Below are 23,373 nucleotides of genomic sequence, written 5' to 3' on the forward strand. Positions count from 1 at the left end.
TCCAGTGTCTATGTCTCCTAGTTCTTCAGGTCATGTACATATGATGAAAGGCCAACCATTTCACGTGAAATATCGTGAAATTATTCGCCGAATGATGTTTCTCATTGGTGCGTTATTGGTATTTCGACTAGGAGCGCATATTCCAGTACCAGGCATTAATAATGCCGCACTTGAAAATCTTTTTAATGCAAACTCAGGTACTATCCTGGGTTTGTTTAACATGTTTTCGGGTGGTGCATTAGAGCGAATGTCGATTCTTGCTCTCGGGATCATGCCCTACATCTCTGCGTCGATTATCGTGCAGCTGATGTCAACCGTGGTTCCTTCGCTGGAAGCTTTAAAGAAAGAAGGCGAGCAGGGCAAGCGTAAGATTAATCAATATACGCGCCAAGGTACCTTGTTCCTTGCCTTAGTACAGGCAATCGGGATGTGTGCAGGTCTGATCAGTCAAGGGATTACCTTAACGTCAGGTCTTGCGTTTTACGTTCCGGCAGTCACCTCGCTGGTGGCGGGTACAATGTTCCTGATGTGGTTGGGTGAACAGATTACCGAACGTGGGGTGGGCAATGGTATTTCCATGATCATCTTCGCCGGTATCGTTGCCGGATTGCCAAATCTGATTTTGCAATCGTTATCTTCAGTGGATAATGGTCAAACCAGCCTGATTGGTCTGGTGATTTTTGGTCTGTTGTCACTGGCGGTACTGGCAGCCATTGTGTTTATCGAGAAAGCGCAACGTCGTATTCCGGTAAACTATGCTCAAAAACAGCAAGGTCGTCGTGTATTTACTGCACAGCAAACCCATTTGCCATTAAAAATTAATATGGCAGGTGTGATTCCGGCAATTTTTGCCAGCTCTCTGCTGTTGTTCCCGGCCAGTCTGGGTCAATGGGTAGGAAGTGCGGATCCTGATGCAGGGATTATCAAGCGTAGCTTGCAAGATCTGGCACTCGTATTGTCGCCTGGACAGCCATTGTATTTGGTGCTCTTTGGTGCGTTAATTATCTTTTTCTGTTATTTCTATACCGCGCTAGTTTTTAGTCCGAAAGAAGTGTCAGAGAACTTGAAACGCAGCGGAGCTTATGTGCCTGGTATTCGCCCAGGTGAGCAAACTGCTCGTTACTTAGATCATATTCTCAATCGTTTGACCTTTATTGGTTCGATTTATATCACAGTGGTCTGCTTGATGCCGATGGTATTGCAGAGCTCGTTTGGTATTCCATTCTATTTGGGTGGTACCTCATTATTGATCGTTGTGGTAGTCGTGATGGACTTTATGGCTCAGCTTCAAGCACATCTCACCTCGCACCAGTACGATAATCAAACGTTAATGAGAAAAACGACTGCTCATCCTAAGGGATAAGCGCACTTAGAGGTTTCATCATGAAAGTACAAGCTTCTGTAAAGAAAATTTGTGGTAGCTGTAAAGTTATCCGTCGTAATGGGGTTATCCGCGTAATTTGCAGCGCAGAACCTCGTCATAAGCAGCGTCAAGGTTAATCTGATCAAGACCTGTTGATTTCAGTAGGCTAATTAGGTTATTATCCGCCCCTCAAGATTTTTGTGGGGCGGTTGATTATCTTAACTGCCTTTTTGGAGAAAATTGAATGGCTCGTATTGCCGGTGTAAACATTCCGGATAACAAGCATGCTGTTATCTCTCTAACGTACATCTTTGGTATTGGTCGCCACACTGCTAAGAACATCTTAGCTGCTGCTGGTATCGCTACTACCACTAAGATCCGTGAATTAGATGACGCTCAGCTTGATGCGATTCGTGCAGAAGTTGCTAAGGTTCCGACCGAAGGTGACTTACGTCGCGAAATTTCCATGAACATTAAACGTTTAATGGATTTAGGCTGCTACCGCGGTCTTCGTCATCGTCGCAGCTTGCCTGTCCGTGGTCAACGCACCAAAACTAACGCACGTACCCGTAAAGGTCCGCGCAAACCAATTAAGAAATAAGATTTCTGGAAGCTAAAAGATGGCTAAAGATACTCGCACACGCAAGAAGGTCACCCGTACCGTCTCTGAAGGTGTTGCACACATTCACGCTTCTTTTAATAACACCATTGTGACTATTACCGATCGTCAAGGTAATGCACTGGCTTGGGCCACTTCAGGTGGACAAGGCTTCCGTGGATCACGTAAATCAACTCCGTTTGCTGCTCAGGTAGCTGCTGAAGTTGCTGGTAAAGCTGCTTTAGATTACGGTTTGAAAAACTTGGACGTCCTTGTAAAAGGTCCTGGTCCAGGTCGTGAGTCTGCGGTTCGTGCATTAGGTGCAGTGGGTTATAAAATTAACAGCATTACCGATGTGACTCCAATTCCTCACAACGGTTGCCGTCCACCTAAAAAACGTCGCGTGTAAGGAGAAACATTCATGGCTCGTTATATTGGTCCAAAATGCAAACTCTCTCGCCGCGAAGGGACAGACCTGCAACTAAAATCTGGCGTTAAACCATTTGACGTCAAAACTAAAAAACACGCTAAAGCTCCTGGTCAACATGGCCAAGCGCGCGGCAAACAATCTGAGTATTCACTACAATTACGTGAAAAACAAAAAGTACGTCGTATGTACGGTGTTTTAGAGCGTCAATTTAGTAATTACTATAAAGAAGCAGCTCGTGTTAAAGGCGCAACAGGTGAAAACTTGTTGAAATTGCTTGAAAGCCGTCTTGATAACGTCGTTTATCGCATGGGTTTTGGTTCTACACGTGCAGAAGCTCGTCAGCTTGTATCTCACCGTAGCATTACTTTGAATGGCCGTCGTGTTAACATCGCGTCTATCCAAGTTAAAGCTGGTGACGTGATCGCAGTTCACGAAGGTGCTAAACAACAATTACGTATCAAAAACGCAATTGAATTAGCTGCTCAACGTGGTATCCCTTCTTGGATGGAAGTTGATCACGCTAAATTAGAAGGTACGTTCAAAGCTGCACCAGATCGTTCTGATTTACCTGCTGAAATCAACGAAAGCTTGATTGTAGAATTGTATTCTAAATAATCCTTGAGGTAGCAATAATGACGCGTACTGCAAATGAGTTTCTAACTCCGCAAGCGATCAAGGTCGAAGCGGTTAGCGGGACCTCGGCAAAAGTTATTCTGGAACCATTAGAGCGTGGCTTTGGTCATACTCTTGGTAATGCTTTACGTCGCATCCTTCTTTCTTCTTTACCTGGCGCAGCTGTGGTTGAAGTTGAAATTGAGGGTGTTGAGCACGAGTACAGTACCTTAGAAGGCTTGCAGCAGGACATCGTCGAGCTCTTGCTGAACCTGAAAGGATTGTCTATTAAGCTATTCGATCAAAATGAAGCTTATTTGACATTGGAAAAACAAGGTCCAGGTGACGTTACTGCAGCTGACCTTCGTTTACCGCACAATGTTGAAGTGGTTAACCCTGAACACTTGATCGGCACTCTAAGTGCATCAGGCGCGTTAAAAATGCGTTTGAAAGTGGCTCAAGGCCGTGGTTATGAAACATCTGACTCACGTTTCCCAGAAGGCGAAACTCGCCCAGTGGGTCGTTTACAGTTAGATGCTTCTTATAGCCCGATCAAACGTGTGTCTTACATCGTAGAAAATGCGCGTGTAGAACAACGTACTGACCTTGACAAGCTGATCATTGATCTTGAAACCAACGGTACTGTTGATCCTGAAGAAGCAATCCGCAAAGCGGCCACAATCTTGCAACAACAAATTGCAATCTTTGTTGACCTTCAGAAAGATCAGGCACCTGTGGCTCAAGAACCTCGTGAAGAAGTTGACCCAATTTTGCTTCGTCCAGTAGATGATCTAGAGCTTACTGTTCGTTCTGCTAACTGTTTGAAAGCAGAAAATATTTACTACATTGGTGATCTTGTACAGCGCACCGAGGTTGAGTTACTTAAAACACCTAACCTGGGTAAAAAATCGCTTACTGAGATCAAAGATGTTCTGGCATCGAAAGGCTTGCAGCTCGGCATGCGTTTAGAGAACTGGCCACCAGCTAGTCTCCGCATGGACGACCGCTTCGCTTATCGTAGCCGTTAATTAAGTAGGACTATTCACCATGCGTCATCGTAATAGTGGTGTGAAATTAGGCCGTACCAGCAGCCACCGTAAGGCGTTGTTCCAAAACTTAACCAATGCTTTAGTTGAGCACGAGTTAATTAAAACAACTTTGCCTAAAGCGAAAGAACTTCGCCGCGTTGCTGAGCCTTTAATCACTTTAGCTAAAAACGATACAGTTGCAAACCGTCGTTTGGCGTTTGCTCGTACTCGTAATGCAGCAACTGTTGGTAAATTATTTACCGTTCTTGGCCCTCGTTACAAAAAACGTAACGGCGGTTATCTACGTGTTCTTAAAGCGGGCTTCCGTGCAGGTGATGCTGCACCGATGGCTTACGTTGAACTTGTAGATCGCGAAGTTAAATAATTTCGCAAGAGCAGTTCAGTTGTTCTAAAAAAGGTCGGTTTTTTAAACCGGCCTTTTTTTTATGGCCAGTTGTCAGACAATTTTTCTGTTGTGTCCCGAATTGATATAAATTTTATCGCTTTTTATCAAACTTGACATTGAGTATTGTCAAATTTGTGCTTTAATAAAAACAGAACGTTGAACAGGTATAAAAACAAAATGGACAAGCATGTTGATATTCTAATTGTGGGTGCGGGCATCTCCGGCATTGGTCTGGCCGCGCATCTTTCCAAACACTGCCCACAGCGCACCTTTGAAATTATCGAGCGTCGTGAGAGCTTTGGTGGCACTTGGGATTTATTTAAATATCCGGGTATCCGTTCCGATTCGGATATGTCGACCTTTGGCTTTAATTTTAAGCCCTGGACGCAAGACAGCATTCTGGCTGATGGCGCTTCAATTAAGAACTATCTGTCAGAAGTGATTGCAGAGTATCAACTGAAATCCAAAATTCATTTCCAGCATCGGGTGTTGTCTGCCAATTATGATAGCCAGACCCAGAAATGGTCTGTCGTGATTGAAAATGCACAGGGCAAAAAACAGACCTGGATCGCCAATTTTGTTCTGGGGTGTACCGGTTATTACAATTATGATCAGGGCTTCCAGCCGGATTTCCCGAATCAGTCGGCATTTAAAGGTACTTTTATTCATCCACAGCATTGGCCGGAAAACTTCGATTATTCTGGTAAAAAAGTGGTGATTATTGGCAGTGGTGCTACCGCTATTACCTTGGTGCCTGCAATGGTCAAAGGCGGTGCAGCGCATGTCACCATGCTGCAGCGCTCACCGACCTATATTGCTTCCATTCCATCGGTAGATTTTATCTATAACAACATGCGCAAGGTGTTGCCGGAGGAGCTGGCTTATAAGCTGACGCGGGCACGAAATATTGGTATGCAACGCGGTGTGTATGCGCTGGCACAGAAACAGCCGAAGCTGCTGCGTAAATTTTTATTAAAGTCAATTGAGATGCAGCTGAAAGGCAAAGTGGATATGAAACACTTTAGCCCGAGCTATAATCCATGGGATCAGCGTCTGTGTGTGGTGCCAGATGGAGATTTGTTTAAAGTGCTGCGTGAAGGGCAGGCCAGTGTTGAAACCGACCAGATTGAAGCCTTTACCGAACAGGGCATCCAGTTAAAATCTGGCAAACATCTCGACGCAGATGTGATTGTGTCGGCTACCGGTCTGCAAATTCAGATTTTAGGCGGGGTTAAAGCCACCATTGATCATCAGCCTTTGGATACCTCGAAACATATGCTGTATCAGGGTGTGATGGTCAGCGATGTGCCGAATATGGCCATGATTATTGGCTATATCAATGCCTCTTGGACTTTAAAAGTTGATATTGCTGCGGATTATATCTGCCGTCTGATTAATCATATGGATCAGCAAGGCTATACCGAAGTGATTGCGGAAGGTGATCCTTCAGAGTTGATGGAAGACACTGTGATGGGTAGTTTAACTTCGGGTTATATTGCCCGTGCCGCGAATGTGATGCCAAAGCAGGGTAAACATGCGCCTTGGCGGGTGAGTAATAATTACCTGAAAGACCGTAAGGATTTAAAACAGGCTTCATTTGCTGATCCGGTGCTGAAGTTCCGTAAAGCAGTCAGTGAGTCTGCACGTAAACCTAAACTGGTGTCTTAAGCACACATCATCATGATCGTGCAATGAACAAAGGAAGCTCAATTGAGCTTCCTTGTTGTTTATATCGGGTTCTACGCTTGTAATGCGTTATAGGGAGCGGGAAATCAGCTCTTTCATAATTTCATTGGTACCGGCATAAATCCGGTTGGCGCGATTGTCTAAATACGCACGGGCAATCGGATATTCCAGCATATAGCCATAGCCGCCATGCAATTGCAGACATTCATCCACCACTTTGGAAAACAGCTCCGAGATTTTGTATTTGGCCGCCGCTGCTGCATCAACACTTAGCTCATCTTCGAGCTGCAGTTCCATACACCGGTCCAGATAGGCGCGGCAGAAATCAATTTCAGTGCGCATTTCCGCCAGTTTAAAGCGGGTATTCTGAAAGGCGCCAATCGGTTTGCCAAAGGCTTTACGTTCTTTGGTGTATTGTAGGGTATGCGCAAAGGCTGCTTCGGCACCGGCCTGACAGATAATCGCCACAATCATGCGTTCCCAGGCCAGCTCTTTCATCAGCATGATAAAGCCCATACCTTCCATCCCGAGCAGGTTTTCTTTGGGCACTCGCACATTATCAAAAAACAGCTCGCAGGTGTCCTGACCTTTCATGCCAATTTTATTCAGCGGTTTACCTTTGCTAAAACCGGCGCGATCTGTCTCGACCATAATCAGCGACAGGTTGGCAGAACCTTTGTCACTATTGCCAGTTTTACACACCACAATCGCCATATCGCATAAATAGCCATTGGTAATAAAAATTTTAGAGCCGTTAATGACGTATTCATCGCCCTCTAAAACTGCCGTGGTGCGTACTGCCTGTAAATCTGAGCCTGTGCCCGGTTCGGTCATGGCAATGGCGGTGACCACTTCACCTGTCGCCATTTTCGGCAACCAGTGCTGTTTTTGCTGTTCGTTGCCAAAATTATGAATATAGTTGGCGACAATATCGGAATGCAGCGAGAAGCCGGTGGCCGAGTCGCCGGCATAGGCCTGTTCTTCAATCAGGATCATGCTGTAGAGGCGATCTACTCCAGAGCCACCATACTGCTCTGGCATGGTGGTACACAGCAGTCCCAGTTCACCGGCCTTGTTCCATAAATCGCGGTCTACATGCTGTTGCTGTTCATATTTTTCCGTATTCGGCAAAACTTCCTTTTCATAAAATTTGCGCACCGTATCGCGGAATGCCTCATGCTCACTCTGAAATAATTTTCGTGGCAACATGTTGTTGAGTGGGCGAATTGCAGCAGATTGCATGGTTAGAGTTCCTTCACTTATTTTTATGCCTTGAAACTAAAGCAAACAGAGCCGGCAGTACAATGTGCAGAAACATCATTTCTGGCTTTTTGCTGGCGGTTTTGGTCAGTCCGATAAATTCATCGAAACTTTTTCTGGGCTGGGTTAAACTAATTGCGATATCAATATGATGTGGACCAAACCATGAGTGAAGACATTAGCTTAGAAGAGCGTAAAGTGATTTATCGTGCCCGTCGCGGTTTAAAGGAAATTGATGTCTACTTTGATCCTTATGTGAAAAACTATTATTTAACCGCTGATCCGGAAGAAAAAGCCACGTTTGCGGCGCTGGTTGAACAGGAAGATCCGGATTTACTGGACTGGTTTATGGAAGTGTCTGAACCGCCACGCCCGGAAATGCGCGAGCTGATCCGTAAATTAAAACACTATGTCCACGGCTAAGCGCGACTTTCAGCTGAAACCGAGCCGTCTGGCGCTGCTGTTTCAGCTGAGCCTGCTGATTCTATTTTCTGTTTTAAGTTTTCAATTATTACATCCGCTGCTTTGGCTGCTAGGTCTGCTCCTGGCGGCTGTCAGTTATTACGGGTTTCAGCGACGCTCCCAATTAACCGCCTTGGCGCATTTAGATGGGGCAGAGTGGAGTCTGCAGTTTAATTCTGGCTCCAAGATTCAACGCGGTCTGCTCGAGCATATTCTGGATCATCAGCTGTATCTGGTGCTGTATTTTCATCATGCACCGGTCAAATCTGCAGTCATCTGGCGTGACCAAGTTTCGTTTGCAGAGTGGAAAGCCTTAAAAACATTGGCAAAAACCATCTAATTGTCAGACAGTTGTATATTTTAATATAAAAATAAGATATTGATTTTAAATAAATTTAGAAAGTCTATCATTTTATTTGTCCTACACAGTCACGATAAATTGGCAAAAAATACCGATTGTTGGACAAAAGCCTCTTGTGTTTGAAAATTATCCAGATATATTAAAGACACCAACAGCAAACAGGGAAATCGCCAGGGTGATCGCCACGTGAATGTTTCTGGTCATCGCAATTGTGTTCAATTGTGGCTGGATGATGAGGAAGCTTGCTGAAGGAACGAATTGCACCAATAAAATGCCCGTAATTGGGTTCCAGTTAATAAGTAGCATGTGCTGAACCGTCGCAATGCTACTTTTTTTTGCCTAAAATTTGGCTTTCCTGCAAATTCAGTCAATTTTCTTGCCCGCTTTTCATGTCAAAGTACAGCTCTCAGATTAGAGTAAATGCTCTTTTATTCAGATAATGCATCTGATATGTTTGTTGCCATGGACATAAACACAATTATAGAGGACAGGAAAATGTCGCAAGTCCAAAAAATCTGCCAGGGTGTGGCGGTTATTGCATTCACAACAACACTTCTTTCCGGCTGTTCACAAGTGGTGAAAACCGGTGCCAATGTGGCTTTAGGTTTTACAGAAAAACATATTGTTCCTCCCATTCTGGCTATGGATGATGCCGAAATGGTCTGTAGCAGCGGCAATTCCTTGACCCCTGCAATTATGGCCACCAAAGATATGGGGGCAGACCCGACCCGGGTTGCGGTGCTGATGTATTCAGCCGCCGGTATCTGTGCGGAAAACCGTGCCCTAGATGCCGAGCTGCGTTATTTGCGTGCGTCAAAAGCCGGACAGGTCAGTGAAGCGCAAGATGCCCGGATTGAACAGAAACGCTGGGCGGCTATTGCGGCACAGCGCCAATATACCGGTTATCAGTTATTCCAGAATCGCTGGGAAAAGAAATACAGAAAACCACTGGGTGAAGGCTGCCCGAAAATGAACAGCGATATTGATCAGACCGTGTATTTGCTTGGCATGATCAGTGGTTTACAGGCCATGACCAATGATATTAACTCTGGCGGTGCGGTGCATGTGCCTAAAGATATTGCTGCCGTGGTCGAGCGTGGCATGACCTGTCTGAACAATGAAAAATTCTGGGGTGCACCACAAGCCACCCGTGCCGTGATCTGGACCTTGTTGCCAGGTGCGGGAGATGGCAAACCGGAGCCGTATCAGACCCTGAAACAGTCGATGCAAATTGGTGAGCAGAAAGGTGTGCGCCTGTCGCATGCCCTGTATGCAGTGGCCGCGCAGGCCAGCGGCGATGATGCCAAGATTCGTGATGCGCTAAAATCATTTGCGGCTGCACGCACCGAAGAAAAACCAATTAACCCGCAATTCAAGCTAATTGACAGCATGGCTGCCACCATGGTGCAGGGGATTTCAGACCGTTACTGGACTGAAAATACCGGGGTACGTACTGCCGATGATGGTATGAGCCGTTTCTGGGATGAGCAGGACAATGCGTCTGAACTGGATGATTTATTTGGTGAAGATACAACGGCCGTTCCAGATACGGAACTCAACAATCTGTAAATAGTCGCTACGAGGAGGACGCTTTATACTTAAAAGATTCAACAGGGACAACGACATGACACTTCATTTTTTCAGTAAGAAAATTATTTTTATTGCCGTGTTTATGTCGCTGGCGGCCTGTTTGCAGGTGTTTGCGGATCATTTTATTTATTGGCGTCCTGCTCTGTTACAAGAATTCTGGCGCTTGTGGACAGCGCATTGGGTGCATGTGGGCTGGGTGCATTATCTGCTGAATATTCTGGCCTTTGCCTGTTTGCCTTTTATTTTTCCGCGGGTCAAAACCTGGCATTTTTTCAGCCTGTTATTACTATTACCTCCGGCTATCAGTTTCAGTTTCTATGTCCTGTTTCCACATATTGAAGCCTATGCCGGCCTGTCTGGGGTGCTGCATGGAGCCTATATGGCGGTGGCAGTAGTGCATTTGCTTGATGCTCAAGAACGCCGGTTTGCTGCGCTGGTATTGCTGCTGATTCTGGCCAAACTGCTGTGGGAAAATACCTTTGGCAGTAAGGAAACGGCCGAGCTGATTGGCAGCCCGGTACTGGTCGAGGCGCATTTGCTGGGCGTGATCTGGGGTGCGGGATTGGCGATTGTCTATCTGATCTATACCTACAGCTTGAAAAAGTGATCCGGTTGACCATTTCTACCAAAAAGAAAATGAATATTGTCATTTTAAATGAATGTACTTTGATGCACATTCGAAAAGAATGACAACAAGATTTGAATAGCAGCAGGATGGCTGCTTGCTACAGGATGCGCGAAATACGGCCCTGTTGCCGTTTCCGAAAATAAAAAAACAGGAAAAAATATGTCAAATCAAGGACAACGCAGATCCGGACTGGATCTGCTCAGATATATATGGACAGAATGGATTTCTGCCTTTGTGATTCTGGTGCTGCTGCTGCTGACGCTGATCATTGGAACCGGTGAGATGATTCACGGCCAGCTGTTGCGTATGGGCGAACGTCTATACGGTGATCCTGCCACCGGTATGCAGTATTCATTCTTGCGCGCTGAACCAAGTGCCCCTGACTGTGACCGCAACCCGGATATTGACGGCCAGGTGCAGGCACAAATGAAAGCCAATGCGGCCGATGAATTTGCTGATATTTTTGGAACCCCGTCTGAATCGGATGTGCGTGCCTCAATTATGGCCGCGCAGCAGGTCTGTGAAGAAAAATATGTGTTTTATGATCAGGCTGTGCAGCATATGCAGGCGCATCCAAGTTTACGCACCTATCGCAGTGTAGAAACCACCTTCTTTGGCATCTTTAAATTTGGTACTGAAAACCGTGCCTTGCTGCTGGTGTTGATGGTGGTGTTTGCCGCGATTAGTGCCACTTTAAAAACCCATCATATTGGTTTGCGTGGGCCTGCCACACGAATTGATTATCGGATATATACCACCTGCATGACCGTGGCCAATGCCTTTCTGGCGTTCTCGGCCTATAGCCAGTATCGTTCGGTGCTGAATTCCGGGGTGCCGATGACCGGTGAAATGCAGATCATTTACTGGTTGTGGATGATCCTGTTCAGTGCGCTGACCCTCATCAGTTTATGGCAGTTTATTCGCCCGCCTGCACCAACGCGAGAAGGGGGCAGTCTAGGTCTGGCTTTCCTGAGTGTACCGCTGTATGCCTATATGGCCATTATTACCGGTATTGCCTTTACCTTCTTCATGGATTATCCAATGGGGCAGGGGATTTACCTGGGCCAGCTGGTGGAATTCTCCAGCATCTTCCTGAATCTGGCGCTGTTTATCTGGGTCGGTATGCTGCTGAAACAGACCCGTGTGGTGGATAAATTCCTGAACATCATGCGGCCATGGAATCTGGCACCCGAAACCCTGACCTGGTTAATCCTGATTGGTGCAGCATTACCGACAGCCTATACCGGTGCCTCGGGGATTTTCGTGATCGCGGCCGGTGCCATCATTTATAAAGAAGTCTGGAATGCTGGCGGGCGCCGTCAGTTTGCCCTGGCAGCAACGGCTTTATCTGGTTCGATGGGGGTAGTCTTACGTCCATGTCTGCTGATTGTGGTTGTTGCCTCTTTAAACAAGGAAGTCACCACCGATGTGCTGTACCACTATGGCGTGTATGTATTCCTGCTGACTACAACAATTTTCCTGGTGGTATCGCTGTTCTTTGCTGAAAGTAAGTTCCGGATTGCTTCACCAGCTGTGGCTGCACCACGATCTTTACGTGCCATGGGTGCGGTGGTGCCGTATGTGATTATTTTCGTGCTGATCTGGATGTTCTACAAATATGCGCTGGACACCAACCTGAACGAATTTACCGCGCCGGTGATGATGCCTGTGATTCTGCTGTTAATTGTCCTGTTTGATAAATTGCGGCATGAACCGGCGCCAATTCCACCAGTAGGTCATTGGGATGAAAGCCTGACAGCAAAATATACCGATTCATCGCAACCGGCGCTGGCGACCGCCAGTGCAGTCAGTGGTGTGGAATACCGCGATGGCGTACATACTGCAACTGAGGATACTGGCATGTCGGCGGATCATAGCGTGGCGGTGTCCGAGCCGGAGCGTGAGGTTGGCTTCTGGAAGTCGATGCACATTTCCATTAGTGAAACCGTGGGGCATATTGGTGCACTGGTGATTTTGATGGCCTTATCGGTCAGTGTCGGCGGCTTCCTGGAACGGATTGAAATCATGGAAGCTTTCCCGACCGATATCAGTAGTACCTTTATTGTGATTAGCCTGATTGTGCTGGTGATGGTACTGGTCGGCATGATTATGGACCCGTTTGGTGCGGTCATCCTGATTTCTGCCACGGTGGCACCGGTAGCCTACCAGTATGGGATTGAACCGGTACATTTCTGGATGATTACCCTGATTGGCTTTGAAATGGGCTATATCACCCCGCCGGTCGCGCTGAACCACTTGCTGGCGAGGCAGTCGATTGGCGATGAAGAAGTGGCGGCGGCAGATGCCGAAGTGCGCCACAAATCCTTCTACTATCGTTTTGAGCGCTGGATTCTGCCGATTCTGGTGATGCTGCCAGCGATGCTGATCATTGCCTATGTACCATACTTCTTTAAACTGTTTGGCTGGTATCAGTAAGCCAGCCGTTCAACCGTGATGATGACCATACCCTGATCTTTTGCGAAAGGTCAGGGTATTTTTATGGCGCCTGTGTAGGACTGGCTTTTTTAAACAGCGGGCTGCACAGTAAAATCGCAATTAAAATCAGGCCAAAGCCGAGCAGGCTAGACAGATCTGGCAATTCCTGCCAGAACAAAAAGCCCCAGATGCCGGCAAAAATAATCGCAATATAATTTACCGGCCCAATCTGACCGGCAGGTGCCAGACTATAGGCCCGCGACATAAAAATCTGGCTGATATTGGCCAGCACCCCGGCACTGATCAGCAGGCCCAGTTCACTCCATTGATAGCTTCGCCATAGCCAGAACATTGGAATGACTGAAATCAGGGTGCCAATCAGGCAGAAATAAAACACAATCCGTTCTGGTGGTTCGGTTTGCGTCAGGGCGCGCACAGTGACAAAGGCCATTGCGGCCAGAAAACTGGCGCCCAGACCAATGATCGACAGATGATTGAACAGGCCGGCATCTGGTTTGGCCACACAGAGTACGCCCATTAGACCAAACAGGGCGGCGATCAGCATGGCTGCACTGACTTTTTCTTTCAGGAATAACCAGGCAATGAGCGGAATAAAGATCGGGGAAGAATAGGTAAACACCATCGCATTGGACAGTTTAAGCTGGGCAATGGCATAGAAAAAGCCATACATCGCCAGCAGACCGACCACACTACGCCAGGTATGCATCCACAGACGCCGGGTTTTAAAAAAGCCGAGGCCTTTATTGAACAGCAGCGGCAGAAAAATAAACAGGCCAATAAAATTACGGAAGAACACAATAGTGGCATTGTCGACCGTATGCGAGGCGTAGCGGATACACACGCCCATGAGCGAAAACAGAAAAGCAGAGAGGGTGAGTAAGCCAATGGCTTTGATCAGATCATGCTGAGGCGTGGAAGCAGTCATCATCAACCCGGGCGAGGAATAAGGATGTATTCTAGCCGATTTAACGCAGACTGCCGGTCATAATTATTGCTGTTTGAGCTGGGCTTCGAGCAGCTGAATCTGTTCTTCTTTCAGGCGAATCAGTTCATCAGCATCGGCGTGCTGGGCATTGAGCAGTGCGGCCTGATCATCTAGCTGTGCCTGCAGGTCTTCTAGTTTGGCCATTTCTTCTTTGGCCAGGGTCGCGTTGGTAGCAACCGGCTGTTTCAGAATATCTTCACTCACCAGTTGCTGTGGCACTTCTTCCAGCTGCACCGCTGGTTCTGCTTTGGCTTTGGCAGCCGGTGCGGCCGGCTGACTTAGCAGCTGGGCTTCAGGTGTTACCTCTGCGCTCTGGTTTTGGCTCATCCATTGATAAGACAGCACCACAAGTACGATTACGATCAGGCCCCCAATAATGGCCCATAATAGTTTTGAGCTATTTCTCTGATCAAGCGTCATGAATAAATGAACCTTAATTTTTTTACTTAGGATGACGTGGTTTAAATTGAATCACACCCACTTCATCAGGCGCTGCCGGTGGCTGAGGTTCATCGACATGGGTTGGGCGATTTTCGCTATAGCCACAGTCGATACATTCAATCCATTCATCATCACCTGAGGTCAGCATGACCACCCGATCCATAGCCTGGCATTTTGGACATTTTGCGCCTGCAATGAAACGACGTTTGATGGTCATCATACTGATCCTGTGTTCAAATTAAGGCCCTAGTTTAAGCGTTTTTAATTGGCTTCGTCCAACCTTGATGACGCAATAATGCATCTATTTTTGGCTCGCGTCCGCGGAAATTGATAAACGCGTCAAGTGCTGAATCTTTTCCGCCAACTGCTAGAATAAACTGCCTGAACTGCTTTCCGGTGTCGGTGTTAAATACCCCTTCATTTTCGAAGCGATCGAAGGCATCGCTGGCCAAAACTTCGGCCCATTTATAGGAATAATAACCGGCCGCATAGCCCCCCGCGAAGATGTGGCTGAAGCTATGCTGGAAGCGGTTGTAATCGGTGGTTGGCACCACTGCATATTTGTGCCGGATTTCATTCAGCACATCCTGAATCTGGCTGGCGGTCAAGGCCGGAGTCATGCAGTGAATATTCAGGTCAAACAGGGCAAATTCCAACTGACGCAGGGTCTGCATGCCGGACTGGAAGAAGCGGGCATTGAGTAGTGCCTGCAGTAAATCATCCGGCAGGGTGGCCTGTGTGTCGATATGCTGACTGAGTACATCCAGGCTTTCTTTGTCCCAAGCCCAGAATTCCATAAACTGGCTTGGCAGTTCCACCGCATCCCAGGCTACGCCGTGAGTGCCGGCCACCGCAATGTTGTCGACTTCCGTCAGCATATGATGCAGGCCATGCCCAAATTCATGGAATAAGGTCAGTACTTCATCATGGGTCAGTAAGGCCGGCTGATCCCCCACGGGCGGGGTGAAGTTACAGACCATATAGCAAATTGGCTGTTGCAGGCCCTGGCTTTGCTGCATGCGCGAACGGAAACCGCTCATCCAGGCGCCGCCGCGTTTGCCCTGACGGGCATACAGGTCAAAATAGAAACCGCCAATTACCTGACCCTGATCTTGCAGTTCAAAATAACGGGCGTCTGGATGCCAGACCGGTGCTTCACGCTCGATAATATCGACATCGTATAGACGCTTGACGATGCTAAATAAGCCATCAACCACTTTTGGCGCCGGGAAATACGGTTTCAGTGCTTCCTGAGACAGATTGAACTGGGCCAGTTTCAGCTTTTCTGAATAGAAACTGGTATCCCAGGGTTGCAGCTGCTGAATGCCATCTGCTGCGGCAATGGCTTTCAGTTCGGCAATCTCCTGTTCAGCCGGCTGACGGGCATGTTCGGCCAGCTCAACCAGGAACTGCTCAACTGCTTCGACACTTGGTGCCATTTTGCTGGCTAATGACAGTTCGGCATAGTTGTTAAAGCCGAGCAGCTGGGCCATTTCCTGACGCAGGCTTAAAATTTCTTCCATCACCGCGGTATTGTCAAAGGCCTGATCGGCCGACTGGTCAGAAGCACGGGTGGTATAAGCCTTATATAACTCTTCACGCAGGCTGCGATCTTCAGCATAGGTCATAATGGCCAGATAGGACGGGAAATCCAGCGTCGCAACCGGCTGCTCCAGCTCACGTTGCTGGCCATACTGCTTGAGTAATTCCACACTGCTGGCAGGCAGGCCGGCCAGTTGCGCTTCTGTGAGCGGTTTAAAGTAAGCCTGTGTTGCATCCAGTACATGGTTGGAAAAGTCAGAGGACAGCTGCGACAGGCGCGCTGAAATTTCCGCATAGCGTTTTTTCGCTTCACCTTCCAAGGCCACACCTGACAATTTAAAGTCACGCAGCGCCAGTTTAATTGCGCTTTGTTGCGCTGCGGGTAAGTCATTAAACGTCACTGCATCATGAGCCTGCTGATAGGTCTGATACAGCACCGTGTGCTGACCGAGCTGGGTATAGTATTCGCTCAGGCCAGGTAACAGTGCCTGATAGACTTCACGGGTTTCGGCATTGTTCATCACCGCATTCAGGTGCGAGAGTACGCCCCAGCTTTCGCTCATCTGGTTTTCCAGATGATCGACCTGCGCCAGAACCTGCAACTGTGCATCGCTACTGGCCGGAATGTCTTGGAGTTGCTGTAAAAAGGCCTGCCCTTGGGTGATGGTCTGTTCAACCTGTTGTTTTAATTGGGGCAGCGTAATCTGGTCAAACTGGGGTACTGGCAGGGTTACCTGTTCTAATGTCATTTCTTTTTCCATGTTGAAGTCCTGTCTTAGCAATAGATGTAGGGCCTCCAGCGTGGGAAATCAAGCGGTGTGTACAGAATTGCTCAACTTCATACAAAAAAGAGCGCCGTGGCGCTCTGTTTCTGATCGGGCTGCTTAGTCCAGCTTGGACTTGGCATTGGACTTTTTCTTTTTCACTTTGGCTTTTTTCTTGACCTTGTCTTTGCTTTCAGCCTTGGCGGTGACTTTTTTCGCCGGCTTTTTGCCATAAGAACTCGGCTTGGATTTGGCCTTTTTCTTCTTCAACGGCTGTTCGCCATCTTCACTCACGGCAAGCTTGACTGGACGATCATGAAAGATTTCTTCGGTGGCTTCAGCACGCGGCGCGGCTTTGGCCACGCGTGGTGCACGGCTGCGGATCGCACGACCGGCATGGGTCAATTGTTTGACCAGCTCGAAATCAATCTTGCGTTCTTCCAGGTTGACTCCGGCCACCTTGACTTTGACTTCATCGCCCAGACTAAAGGTCTGACCGCGTGACTGACCGACCAGTGACTGGCTGGCCTGATCAAACATAAAGAAGTCATCGCCCAGCTGGCTGACGTGAATCATGCCATCGACATACAGATCTTTCAGCGTGACAAACAGACCAAATTCGGTCACGGCAGAAATCACCCCGACAAATTCTTCGCCTAAATGCTGCTGCATATAATGACATTTCAGCCACATGGTCACAGAGCGGGAAGCTTCATCGGCACGACGTTCGGTTTGCGAGAAATGCTCACCGGCATCATCCAGCGCGGCACCCGAAATCGGATATGGTTTCTGGGCCAGATGCGCTTTAATGGCACGGTGCAAGAGTAGATCCGGATAACGGCGAATTGGCGAGGTGAAGTGAGTATAGGCTTCATAGGCCAGACCATAGTGGCCGGCATTGGCCGCGCCGTAATAGGCCTGCATCATCGAGCGTAATAGCACCGCATGAATACTTGGCGCATCAATGCGGTCTTTGGTGGCATCAATCACGGCCTGATAATCGGCCTGGGTTGGCTGTTCCGGGAAATTCAATCCCAGCAGTTTTACAAATTCACGAACTTTCTGAATCCGTGAAAATTCAGGTGGCTCATGCACACGGTACAGCATCGGAATATCATTTTTGAGCGCAAATTCTGCCGCCGCCACGTTGGCCAGCAACATGCACTCTTCAATCAGTTTATGCGCATCATTACGGGTTCGCGGCAGGATTTCCTGAATCCCGCCGAGTTCGTCGAAGGTCATATAGGTTTCGACGGTTTCAAATTCCATGGCATGACGCTGGGAACGTAAACCTTTAAGTACCTGATACAGCTGGAACAGGGTATTCAGCGATTTGCGTACATCCCGGTCTTCCGGAATGGCAGCGCTGTCACCATCAAAATATTGCGCCACCTGGGTATAGGTCAGACGGGCTTTGGAATGCATTACCGCGGGATAGAATTCGAATTTGGTTACCCGGCCGGCACGGGACAGGTTCAGGTCACAGACCATACACAGACGATCTACCTGCGGATTCAGCGAACATAAGCCATTCGATAAGGCTTCTGGCAACATCGGCAAGACAAAATGCGGGAAATAGACCGAAGTGCCGCGTTCCTGGGCTTCATCATCCAGTGGTTTGCCCGTGCGGACATAGTGGCTGACATCAGCAATCGCGACCACTACGCGGTAACCACCCCCTGGACGTTTTTCTGCATACACCGCATCATCAAAGTCGCGGGCATCTTCACCATCAATGGTGACCAGAGCTAAATCACGTAAATCGACCCGGCCCTCACGGTCTTTGGCTGACGGTTCTTTAAAACTGTCGGCATCTTTTAAGACATTGTCCGGAAATTCATACGGCAAACCAAACTCTAAAATGGTTTGGGGAATGATGATTTCGGTGTCGGCTTTATCGGCCATCGACTGCACCACATGGCCGGTGGCAAATTCTTCACGGCTTGGATAGTCATCAATGGCAACGCGAACTGAATCGCCCAGATTCAGTTTGGCGTGTTCAACCAGCTCTTTTTCTAAAGTCACCGGCTGATGGCTGTTCGGATTGCCCGGCTGAATAAAATATTCACCGTCATACATCGACAGTTTGCCAATGATCTGTTTCACACGGCGCTGCTGGACTTCGGTAATAAAGCCCCAGGCTTTGCCTTTGCGATCGACCGAGGTCTGGCGCACTTTAACGCGGTCGCCATTAAACACCAGACGCAATTCACGCTCGGGTAGCAGGATGTCATTTTGTCCGTCAATATGGGCAGAACCGAGACCCTTGCTATTAATGTAGACCGTGGCTTCATGGGTAGGCTGCTCGGCGGCAAGCTGGAACTTGAATCCGTCTTTCATGAGCTGGCCATCACGCACCATGGCAATTAAGCGGTGGCTCAGGGCATCAATACTTTTCTGATCGGCAATTTCAAAATATTCAACCAAGTCGGCATGCGACTGGGCCTGTTGCAGTTTTTCAATACTTTCAAGAATCAGTGTGCGACTTGGAATCGGATTATCGTAACGTTCGGCTTCAGCTTTTGCTTCAGGATCGACCCAGTTTTTCATCATGTCTTTGGCTTCAAGTCAGAAGATAGGTTTAGCATAAGTCATGCAGCGTCAGACTGCACGTAAATGATTGCAATAATGTGTTTTAAGTCTTTATTTTAAGATGATTGCGAGTAGATAAAATCACATTCCCCATAAATTTGCAGAAAATGCCAGGCTAGAAGCAATAAATTGTTTAAAAAATATTTAATTGAGCAAAAAACTGCAAAAAATAGAGTGACTGCGCTTGCAGTGCTACAGTTAAATTTGTATTATGGCGGCACGTTACGGTGAGATGGGTGAGTGGCTGAAACCACGTCCCTGCTAAGGACGCATACGGGCAACTGTATCGAGGGTTCGAATCCCTCTCTCACCGCCACTTTACTTATGTCGCGCTCATAGCTCAGCTGGATAGAGCACTTGGCTACGAACTAAGGGGTCGGGAGTTCGAATCTCTCTGAGCGCACCAATAAGTAAACTGGGAAATAACGTAGTCTAATATAGACGACACAAGTGACGCGCTCATAGCTCAGCTGGATAGAGCACTTGGCTACGAACTAAGGGGTCGGGAGTTCGAATCTCTCTGAGCGCACCAACTTGAACAATTAACCGCACATGTTGCGGTTTTTTTGTGCCTGCAATTTGGCTACTCAGCTGCATCAGCCGGCTTCCTTATTTGTTACAATTTCAACTGCAATTTAAAACCTGTATAAAATCAGCGTACAAATACATGATTTGTCCAATATCTATCCATTTGGTTGCATTTTTATGAAATAAGACTTAACAAATACCGAAAAGCCCGTATAATGCACCCCATCAAGACGTTGCGCTCATAGCTCAGCTGGATAGAGCACTTGGCTACGAACTAAGGGGTCGGGAGTTCGAATCTCTCTGAGCGCACCAATCTTGATAAAGAATTCTGAAAAAACCGCACATGTTGCGGTTTTTTTGTGTCTATAATTTACTAAAACATTCCCGCATTATTTGATCTTCTGTTGAATCTTTAAGGTCAGCACGGTATTGCCACCCAATGCCGGCAGCAGCTCGTGATACGGCATACTGCGCATGGCGCGTAATAAAAACGGTGCCTGCGCATCAATGTTCATGGCGCTGGTCACATTCAGTAAACTGCCCTCGGCTTGCGGCAAAATCTGCATGTCGCCTTGCACATAGCGTAAATCTCCACCCACCGCCTGAAACTGCTGCTCCAGAGCGCCTTGTGCCTGAAAACGCAGTTTAAAATCAAACGGAATCTGAATCACGCCCAGTCCGACCGAAATTTTATAGTCGGCATCCAGCTGCCGGGCAGAGGGCTGCTGAATATGAACTTTTTTAATTTGCCGTGGAAACAGGTGCTGGTAGGCCTGCGGTTCAAGCCAGGGTTTTAGCTTGCTGGCCGGCTGGGCATAGTACTGATAGCTGCTGCTAAAACGCATGATTTCCTGCTTTGCACCATAGGACACCTGATAGGCCGGTAAAATAAAGGATACGGGTTCTTGTGATTTCTGGCTGATCTGCCGGATTTTGTTCATCTGGCTGACACTTAATTCAGGGGCTGGTACGTCGCCGGCGGGTAAGGCTCGGGGTGTTGTGCTTTTAAATTTACGTTGCAGTGCTTCCAGAATAAAGGCATTGGTGCCGGCCGGCAGGCCCAGTTTGGCATCGGGCAGGGCATTCAGGATGGTACGAAATAAAAAGCCTTTGGGCTGCGCCAAATCTCCCCAGTGCGTGACCGTGACCAGCGTCTGATGGGCCGACAAGGCAAACCATTCTATTTTTCCGGCGCCATACGGAATGGGTGCGTCAATCACCAGGGTTTCAATACTGTTGTCGGTGCGCTGATGTTGCAGGATCACATCGTCTTTAAAGTTCAGCACCGGAATGGGCGTGGGAATATGAATCCGGTATTTGACCTGACTGATGTGCTGGCGCTGCTCCAGCATCTTGGCGCTTTTTAAGGTCGGAAACAGCTGGGCATAGCCTGAATAATCACTGAGCAGCGCCGCAACTTTGTGACTGGGCACTGGCAGCACCACCGCAGCACTATAAAATTTACCCCGTTTTGTGGATGCGAAAGTTGGCAGCTGAATCGGTTGCGCGGCATGCGCATAAATCAGAATTCCATCTCCGGTCAGCGCGGCCAGCTGCTCGGCACTGCTGCCATAGCCTTGTAAACTGCCTGGCATTTTTCCTGTCCAGCGAACTAAACTGGCCCAGGCAGAAACCGGCAGCAGCAGACTGCAAAGCAGGGCGATCAATCGGGTGTGCGTCTGTGGCATAAAACATCCTGTTTTTGCTGTGGAGGTGAGCGAATCATCCCGTTTTGAATAGGGTTATTTTTTGAATGGTGGTTGCAGCATCATCATGACAGCACTGGCGAGAAAAAGAATAAGGAAATCACCTATTCTGGTGTAATATTTAGCGTAATTTAACTGATTTGATGATGAGCCGATGTCGGAACTCAAGCCTGCCTTGTCGCTACGTTATTTTTTAAATCTGGAAGAATCTCAGGATGGCTTTGCTCTGGCCACCTTTGGTAAAAAACAGTTTACCCGTTTTATTACCCCGTTAATCAGTGTCGGGATTATTGCCTGGGGCATTTATTTGGGCCTCGATGGTGTAGGTCGTTACTATCTGGCGCTGGGGGTATTTTTTCTGGTGCTACAGATGCTGATGCGCTACTGGTTCCTGCCGATGATGTTTAAGCGTCAGTTTGTCAAATACCAGTTTGGAAAAAGCGAACAGGGCATTGCGCTGTATCAGGATTATGCCGAGATTTCTGCCAATGGCCGTGACAAAGTGGTGCATTATAACGAAGTGCAGAATTTTGCTTCAGGCAAGCTGACCTATATGATTGAGCTGAAAAACCGCATGGTGATTATTGTGCCAAAACGCGTGTTTGAAAGCACAGCCGATCAGACCCTGTTTGAAAATACCTTTAAAAAATAAGCCTGTTAAAACCATCACATCATAAGAGGGAAGATCATGAATACACGTCCATCGAAAATTGTCTGTGTGGGTCGCAGTTATGCGGATCATGCCAAAGAACTGGGCAATGCGGTTCCTGATCGTCCGGTGCTGTTTATCAAACCGCCGAGCAGCCTGCGTCCGTTATCTGCCGGGATTGCCTGGAATCCGGCCTGGGGCAGCTGTCATTATGAATGTGAACTCAGCCTGCGTATTGACCAGCCCTTAAAGGCAGAAACCGATCCGCAAAAAGCCTTGCAGGCCGTGGGGGCGGTGACTTTGGGGCTGGACCTCACTTTGCGTGACTTGCAGGATGAACTGAAACAGAAAGGCCATCCATGGGAACGAGCCAAAGCCTTTGATGGGGCTTGTGTACTGGCAGACTGGGTCGATGTTGCAGAAATTAATGACTGGAAAGATGTGCACTATACGCTGCATATTAATGACGAACTGCGTCAGCAGGGGCATACCGCGCTGCTGATTTTTGAAATTGGTGCGCTACTGGCTGAAATTAGCCACAGTTTTAGTTTGGAGCCGGGCGATGTGGTAATGACCGGTACTCCGGCCGGGGTGGGTGCCTTAAAGGCCAATGACCAGTTAAGTATGCGTTTGCAGGGCAAAACCCGGGAATTTGTCTGGAGCACTTTTGTTCAGGCTTAACCGCCTCCCCAGACGACGAGGACTGCAATTGCAGTCCTTTTTTATGGCGCTTTTCGAGCCTTCCTGGTTTCAGTCTTTGAGTAAATCCTGAAACTTGCTATGCAGCTTCATCAGTTTGGGTGGAATTACAAAGTTGCAATAGCCTTGCGTCGGGTTATTGGCAAAGAAGTTCTGATGATAGGCCTCTGCCGGATAAAAACGCGGTGCAGCGGTCACTTCGGTGACCACAGCAATGCCCTCGGCTTTGAGCTGCTGGATCATCTGTTCGGCCTGTTGCTGCTGCTCCGGATTTAAATAATAAATCACCGAACGATACTGGCTGCCGACATCATTGCCCTGACGGTTAAGCGTGGTCGGGTCATGGGTGGCAAAGAACACATTTAACAGCTGGGTATAGCTGATTTGACTGTCATCGAAATCAATCAGAATGACTTCAGCATGGCCGGTATCACCATTGCACACCGCTTCATAATTTGGATTGTCCATCTGGCCGCCGGCATAGCCACTCACCACTTTGGCCACACCGCGCAGTTGGAGAAATACCGCTTCGGTACACCAGAAACATCCACCACCAAAAATTGCCTGTTGCATAGAGTCAGCCTTC

At 48.0% G+C, this 23,373-nt stretch carries 24 protein-coding genes and 4 tRNA genes; 19 read left to right on the forward strand and 9 right to left on the reverse strand.

Annotation, left to right across the window (positions count from 1 at the left end; all coding sequences use genetic code 11):
* The first annotated feature begins 43 nt into the window (after positions 1-43).
* The 8 genes from secY to P253_RS10370 all read left to right on the forward strand — a co-directional run bounded on the left by secY (position 44) and on the right by P253_RS10370 (position 6,105).
* Positions 44-1,363: a preprotein translocase subunit SecY gene (secY, locus tag P253_RS10340; RefSeq protein ID WP_171065119.1), complete on the forward strand. Its 1,320-nt coding sequence runs from the start codon at positions 44-46 to the stop codon at positions 1,361-1,363.
* Between the two features lie 20 nt (positions 1,364-1,383).
* Complete coding sequence (rpmJ, locus tag P253_RS15520) at positions 1,384-1,500, forward strand: 50S ribosomal protein L36 (RefSeq protein WP_000867907.1); 117 nt, start codon at positions 1,384-1,386, stop codon at positions 1,498-1,500.
* A gap of 107 nt (positions 1,501-1,607) precedes the next feature.
* Complete coding sequence (gene rpsM, locus P253_RS10345; protein WP_005012957.1) at positions 1,608-1,964, forward strand: 30S ribosomal protein S13; 357 nt, start codon at positions 1,608-1,610, stop codon at positions 1,962-1,964.
* 19 nt (positions 1,965-1,983) lie between these two features.
* The gene (gene rpsK / locus P253_RS10350) at positions 1,984-2,370 is read left to right on the forward strand and encodes a 30S ribosomal protein S11 (protein WP_001040166.1); all 387 of its coding nucleotides are present in this window, start codon (positions 1,984-1,986) and stop codon (positions 2,368-2,370) included.
* 12 nt (positions 2,371-2,382) lie between these two features.
* Positions 2,383-3,006 (forward strand): 30S ribosomal protein S4, encoded by a 624-nt coding sequence (rpsD, locus tag P253_RS10355; protein WP_016658534.1) that lies wholly within the window; start codon positions 2,383-2,385, stop codon positions 3,004-3,006.
* A gap of 17 nt (positions 3,007-3,023) precedes the next feature.
* Positions 3,024-4,031: a DNA-directed RNA polymerase subunit alpha gene (locus P253_RS10360; RefSeq protein WP_005180245.1), complete on the forward strand. Its 1,008-nt coding sequence runs from the start codon at positions 3,024-3,026 to the stop codon at positions 4,029-4,031.
* A 19-nt stretch (positions 4,032-4,050) separates the two neighbouring features.
* Positions 4,051-4,416: a 50S ribosomal protein L17 gene (rplQ, locus tag P253_RS10365; protein ID WP_016658535.1), complete on the forward strand. Its 366-nt coding sequence runs from the start codon at positions 4,051-4,053 to the stop codon at positions 4,414-4,416.
* 198 nt (positions 4,417-4,614) lie between these two features.
* A complete protein-coding gene (locus P253_RS10370; RefSeq protein WP_005180241.1) occupies positions 4,615-6,105 on the forward strand; it encodes a flavin-containing monooxygenase in 1,491 nt (496 codons plus the stop codon).
* 87 nt (positions 6,106-6,192) lie between these two features.
* Here P253_RS10370 and P253_RS10375 read toward each other — a convergent pair whose 3' ends face one another.
* A complete protein-coding gene (locus tag P253_RS10375) occupies positions 6,193-7,365 on the reverse strand; it encodes an acyl-CoA dehydrogenase family protein (protein ID WP_016658536.1) in 1,173 nt (390 codons plus the stop codon).
* A 183-nt stretch (positions 7,366-7,548) separates the two neighbouring features.
* Between P253_RS10375 and P253_RS10380 the strand changes: the two genes are divergently transcribed.
* Both P253_RS10380 and P253_RS10385 read left to right on the forward strand, forming a co-directional pair.
* A complete protein-coding gene (locus P253_RS10380; RefSeq protein WP_005180238.1) occupies positions 7,549-7,806 on the forward strand; it encodes an FAD assembly factor SdhE in 258 nt (85 codons plus the stop codon).
* Entirely contained in the window at positions 7,793-8,185 is a 393-nt protein-coding gene (locus P253_RS10385; protein ID WP_005180237.1) for a hypothetical protein, read from the forward strand. The genes P253_RS10380 and P253_RS10385 overlap by 14 nt, the downstream gene beginning before the upstream one ends.
* A gap of 147 nt (positions 8,186-8,332) precedes the next feature.
* On the opposite strand, the gene P253_RS15775 is transcribed toward P253_RS10385, so the two are convergent.
* A complete protein-coding gene (locus P253_RS15775; protein WP_127801044.1) occupies positions 8,333-8,512 on the reverse strand; it encodes a hypothetical protein in 180 nt (59 codons plus the stop codon).
* Positions 8,513-8,701: 189 nt separating this feature from the next.
* Here P253_RS15775 and P253_RS10390 point away from each other — a divergent pair, with 189 nt between their 5' ends.
* From P253_RS10390 to P253_RS16120, 3 genes are all read left to right on the forward strand, one after another.
* Complete coding sequence (locus P253_RS10390; protein WP_016658537.1) at positions 8,702-9,775, forward strand: hypothetical protein; 1,074 nt, start codon at positions 8,702-8,704, stop codon at positions 9,773-9,775.
* 55 nt (positions 9,776-9,830) lie between these two features.
* Complete coding sequence (gene rrtA / locus P253_RS10395) at positions 9,831-10,403, forward strand: rhombosortase (protein ID WP_016658538.1); 573 nt, start codon at positions 9,831-9,833, stop codon at positions 10,401-10,403.
* Between the two features lie 1,014 nt (positions 10,404-11,417).
* Positions 11,418-12,860: a TRAP transporter large permease subunit gene (locus tag P253_RS16120; RefSeq protein ID WP_370670875.1), complete on the forward strand. Its 1,443-nt coding sequence runs from the start codon at positions 11,418-11,420 to the stop codon at positions 12,858-12,860.
* Between the two features lie 61 nt (positions 12,861-12,921).
* On the opposite strand, the gene P253_RS10405 is transcribed toward P253_RS16120, so the two are convergent.
* The 5 genes from P253_RS10405 to rnr all read right to left on the reverse strand — a co-directional run bounded on the left by P253_RS10405 (position 12,922) and on the right by rnr (position 19,166).
* Positions 12,922-13,809: a DMT family transporter gene (locus P253_RS10405; RefSeq protein ID WP_016658540.1), complete on the reverse strand. Its 888-nt coding sequence runs from the start codon at positions 13,807-13,809 to the stop codon at positions 12,922-12,924.
* A gap of 60 nt (positions 13,810-13,869) precedes the next feature.
* Complete coding sequence (locus P253_RS10410; protein ID WP_016658541.1) at positions 13,870-14,286, reverse strand: hypothetical protein; 417 nt, start codon at positions 14,284-14,286, stop codon at positions 13,870-13,872.
* 22 nt (positions 14,287-14,308) lie between these two features.
* Positions 14,309-14,518, reverse strand: a complete 210-nt coding sequence (locus P253_RS10415) for a YheV family putative zinc ribbon protein (protein ID WP_171065117.1) — start codon at positions 14,516-14,518, stop codon at positions 14,309-14,311.
* 40 nt (positions 14,519-14,558) lie between these two features.
* Positions 14,559-16,598, reverse strand: coding sequence for a M3 family metallopeptidase (locus P253_RS10420; RefSeq protein ID WP_035363458.1), 2,040 nt, complete (start codon positions 16,596-16,598; stop codon positions 14,559-14,561).
* A gap of 135 nt (positions 16,599-16,733) precedes the next feature.
* Positions 16,734-19,166 carry a ribonuclease R gene (rnr, locus tag P253_RS10425; protein ID WP_016658543.1) on the reverse strand — a complete coding sequence of 811 codons (2,433 nt, stop codon included), beginning with the start codon at positions 19,164-19,166 and terminating at the stop codon, positions 16,734-16,736.
* Between the two features lie 265 nt (positions 19,167-19,431).
* On the opposite strand from rnr, the gene P253_RS10430 reads away from it, so the two are divergent.
* From P253_RS10430 to P253_RS10445, 4 genes are all read left to right on the forward strand, one after another.
* Positions 19,432-19,521, forward strand: a tRNA-Ser gene (locus P253_RS10430).
* Positions 19,522-19,534: 13 nt separating this feature from the next.
* Positions 19,535-19,611: transfer RNA gene (locus P253_RS10435), tRNA-Arg, on the forward strand.
* Positions 19,612-19,660: 49 nt separating this feature from the next.
* Positions 19,661-19,737, forward strand: a tRNA-Arg gene (locus P253_RS10440).
* 231 nt (positions 19,738-19,968) lie between these two features.
* Positions 19,969-20,045 (forward strand) — tRNA-Arg (locus P253_RS10445).
* A gap of 77 nt (positions 20,046-20,122) precedes the next feature.
* Here P253_RS10445 and P253_RS10450 read toward each other — a convergent pair.
* Complete coding sequence (locus P253_RS10450) at positions 20,123-21,421, reverse strand: SRPBCC family protein (RefSeq protein ID WP_016658544.1); 1,299 nt, start codon at positions 21,419-21,421, stop codon at positions 20,123-20,125.
* A gap of 172 nt (positions 21,422-21,593) precedes the next feature.
* Here P253_RS10450 and P253_RS10455 point away from each other — a divergent pair, with 172 nt between their 5' ends.
* On the forward strand, positions 21,594-22,091 hold the full coding sequence (locus P253_RS10455) for a YcxB family protein (protein WP_005180217.1): 498 nt from the start codon (positions 21,594-21,596) through the stop codon (positions 22,089-22,091).
* Between the two features lie 36 nt (positions 22,092-22,127).
* A complete protein-coding gene (locus tag P253_RS10460; protein WP_016658545.1) occupies positions 22,128-22,769 on the forward strand; it encodes a fumarylacetoacetate hydrolase family protein in 642 nt (213 codons plus the stop codon).
* A gap of 69 nt (positions 22,770-22,838) precedes the next feature.
* Here the strand turns inward: P253_RS10460 and msrA are convergent, their stop codons facing one another.
* Positions 22,839-23,360, reverse strand: a complete 522-nt coding sequence (gene msrA, locus P253_RS10465; RefSeq protein ID WP_016658546.1) for a peptide-methionine (S)-S-oxide reductase MsrA — start codon at positions 23,358-23,360, stop codon at positions 22,839-22,841.
* Positions 23,361-23,373: the final 13 nt, after the last annotated feature.

It is taken from the genome of Acinetobacter indicus CIP 110367 (assembly GCF_000488255.1).
Classification (GTDB): Bacteria; Pseudomonadota; Gammaproteobacteria; order Pseudomonadales; family Moraxellaceae; genus Acinetobacter; species Acinetobacter indicus.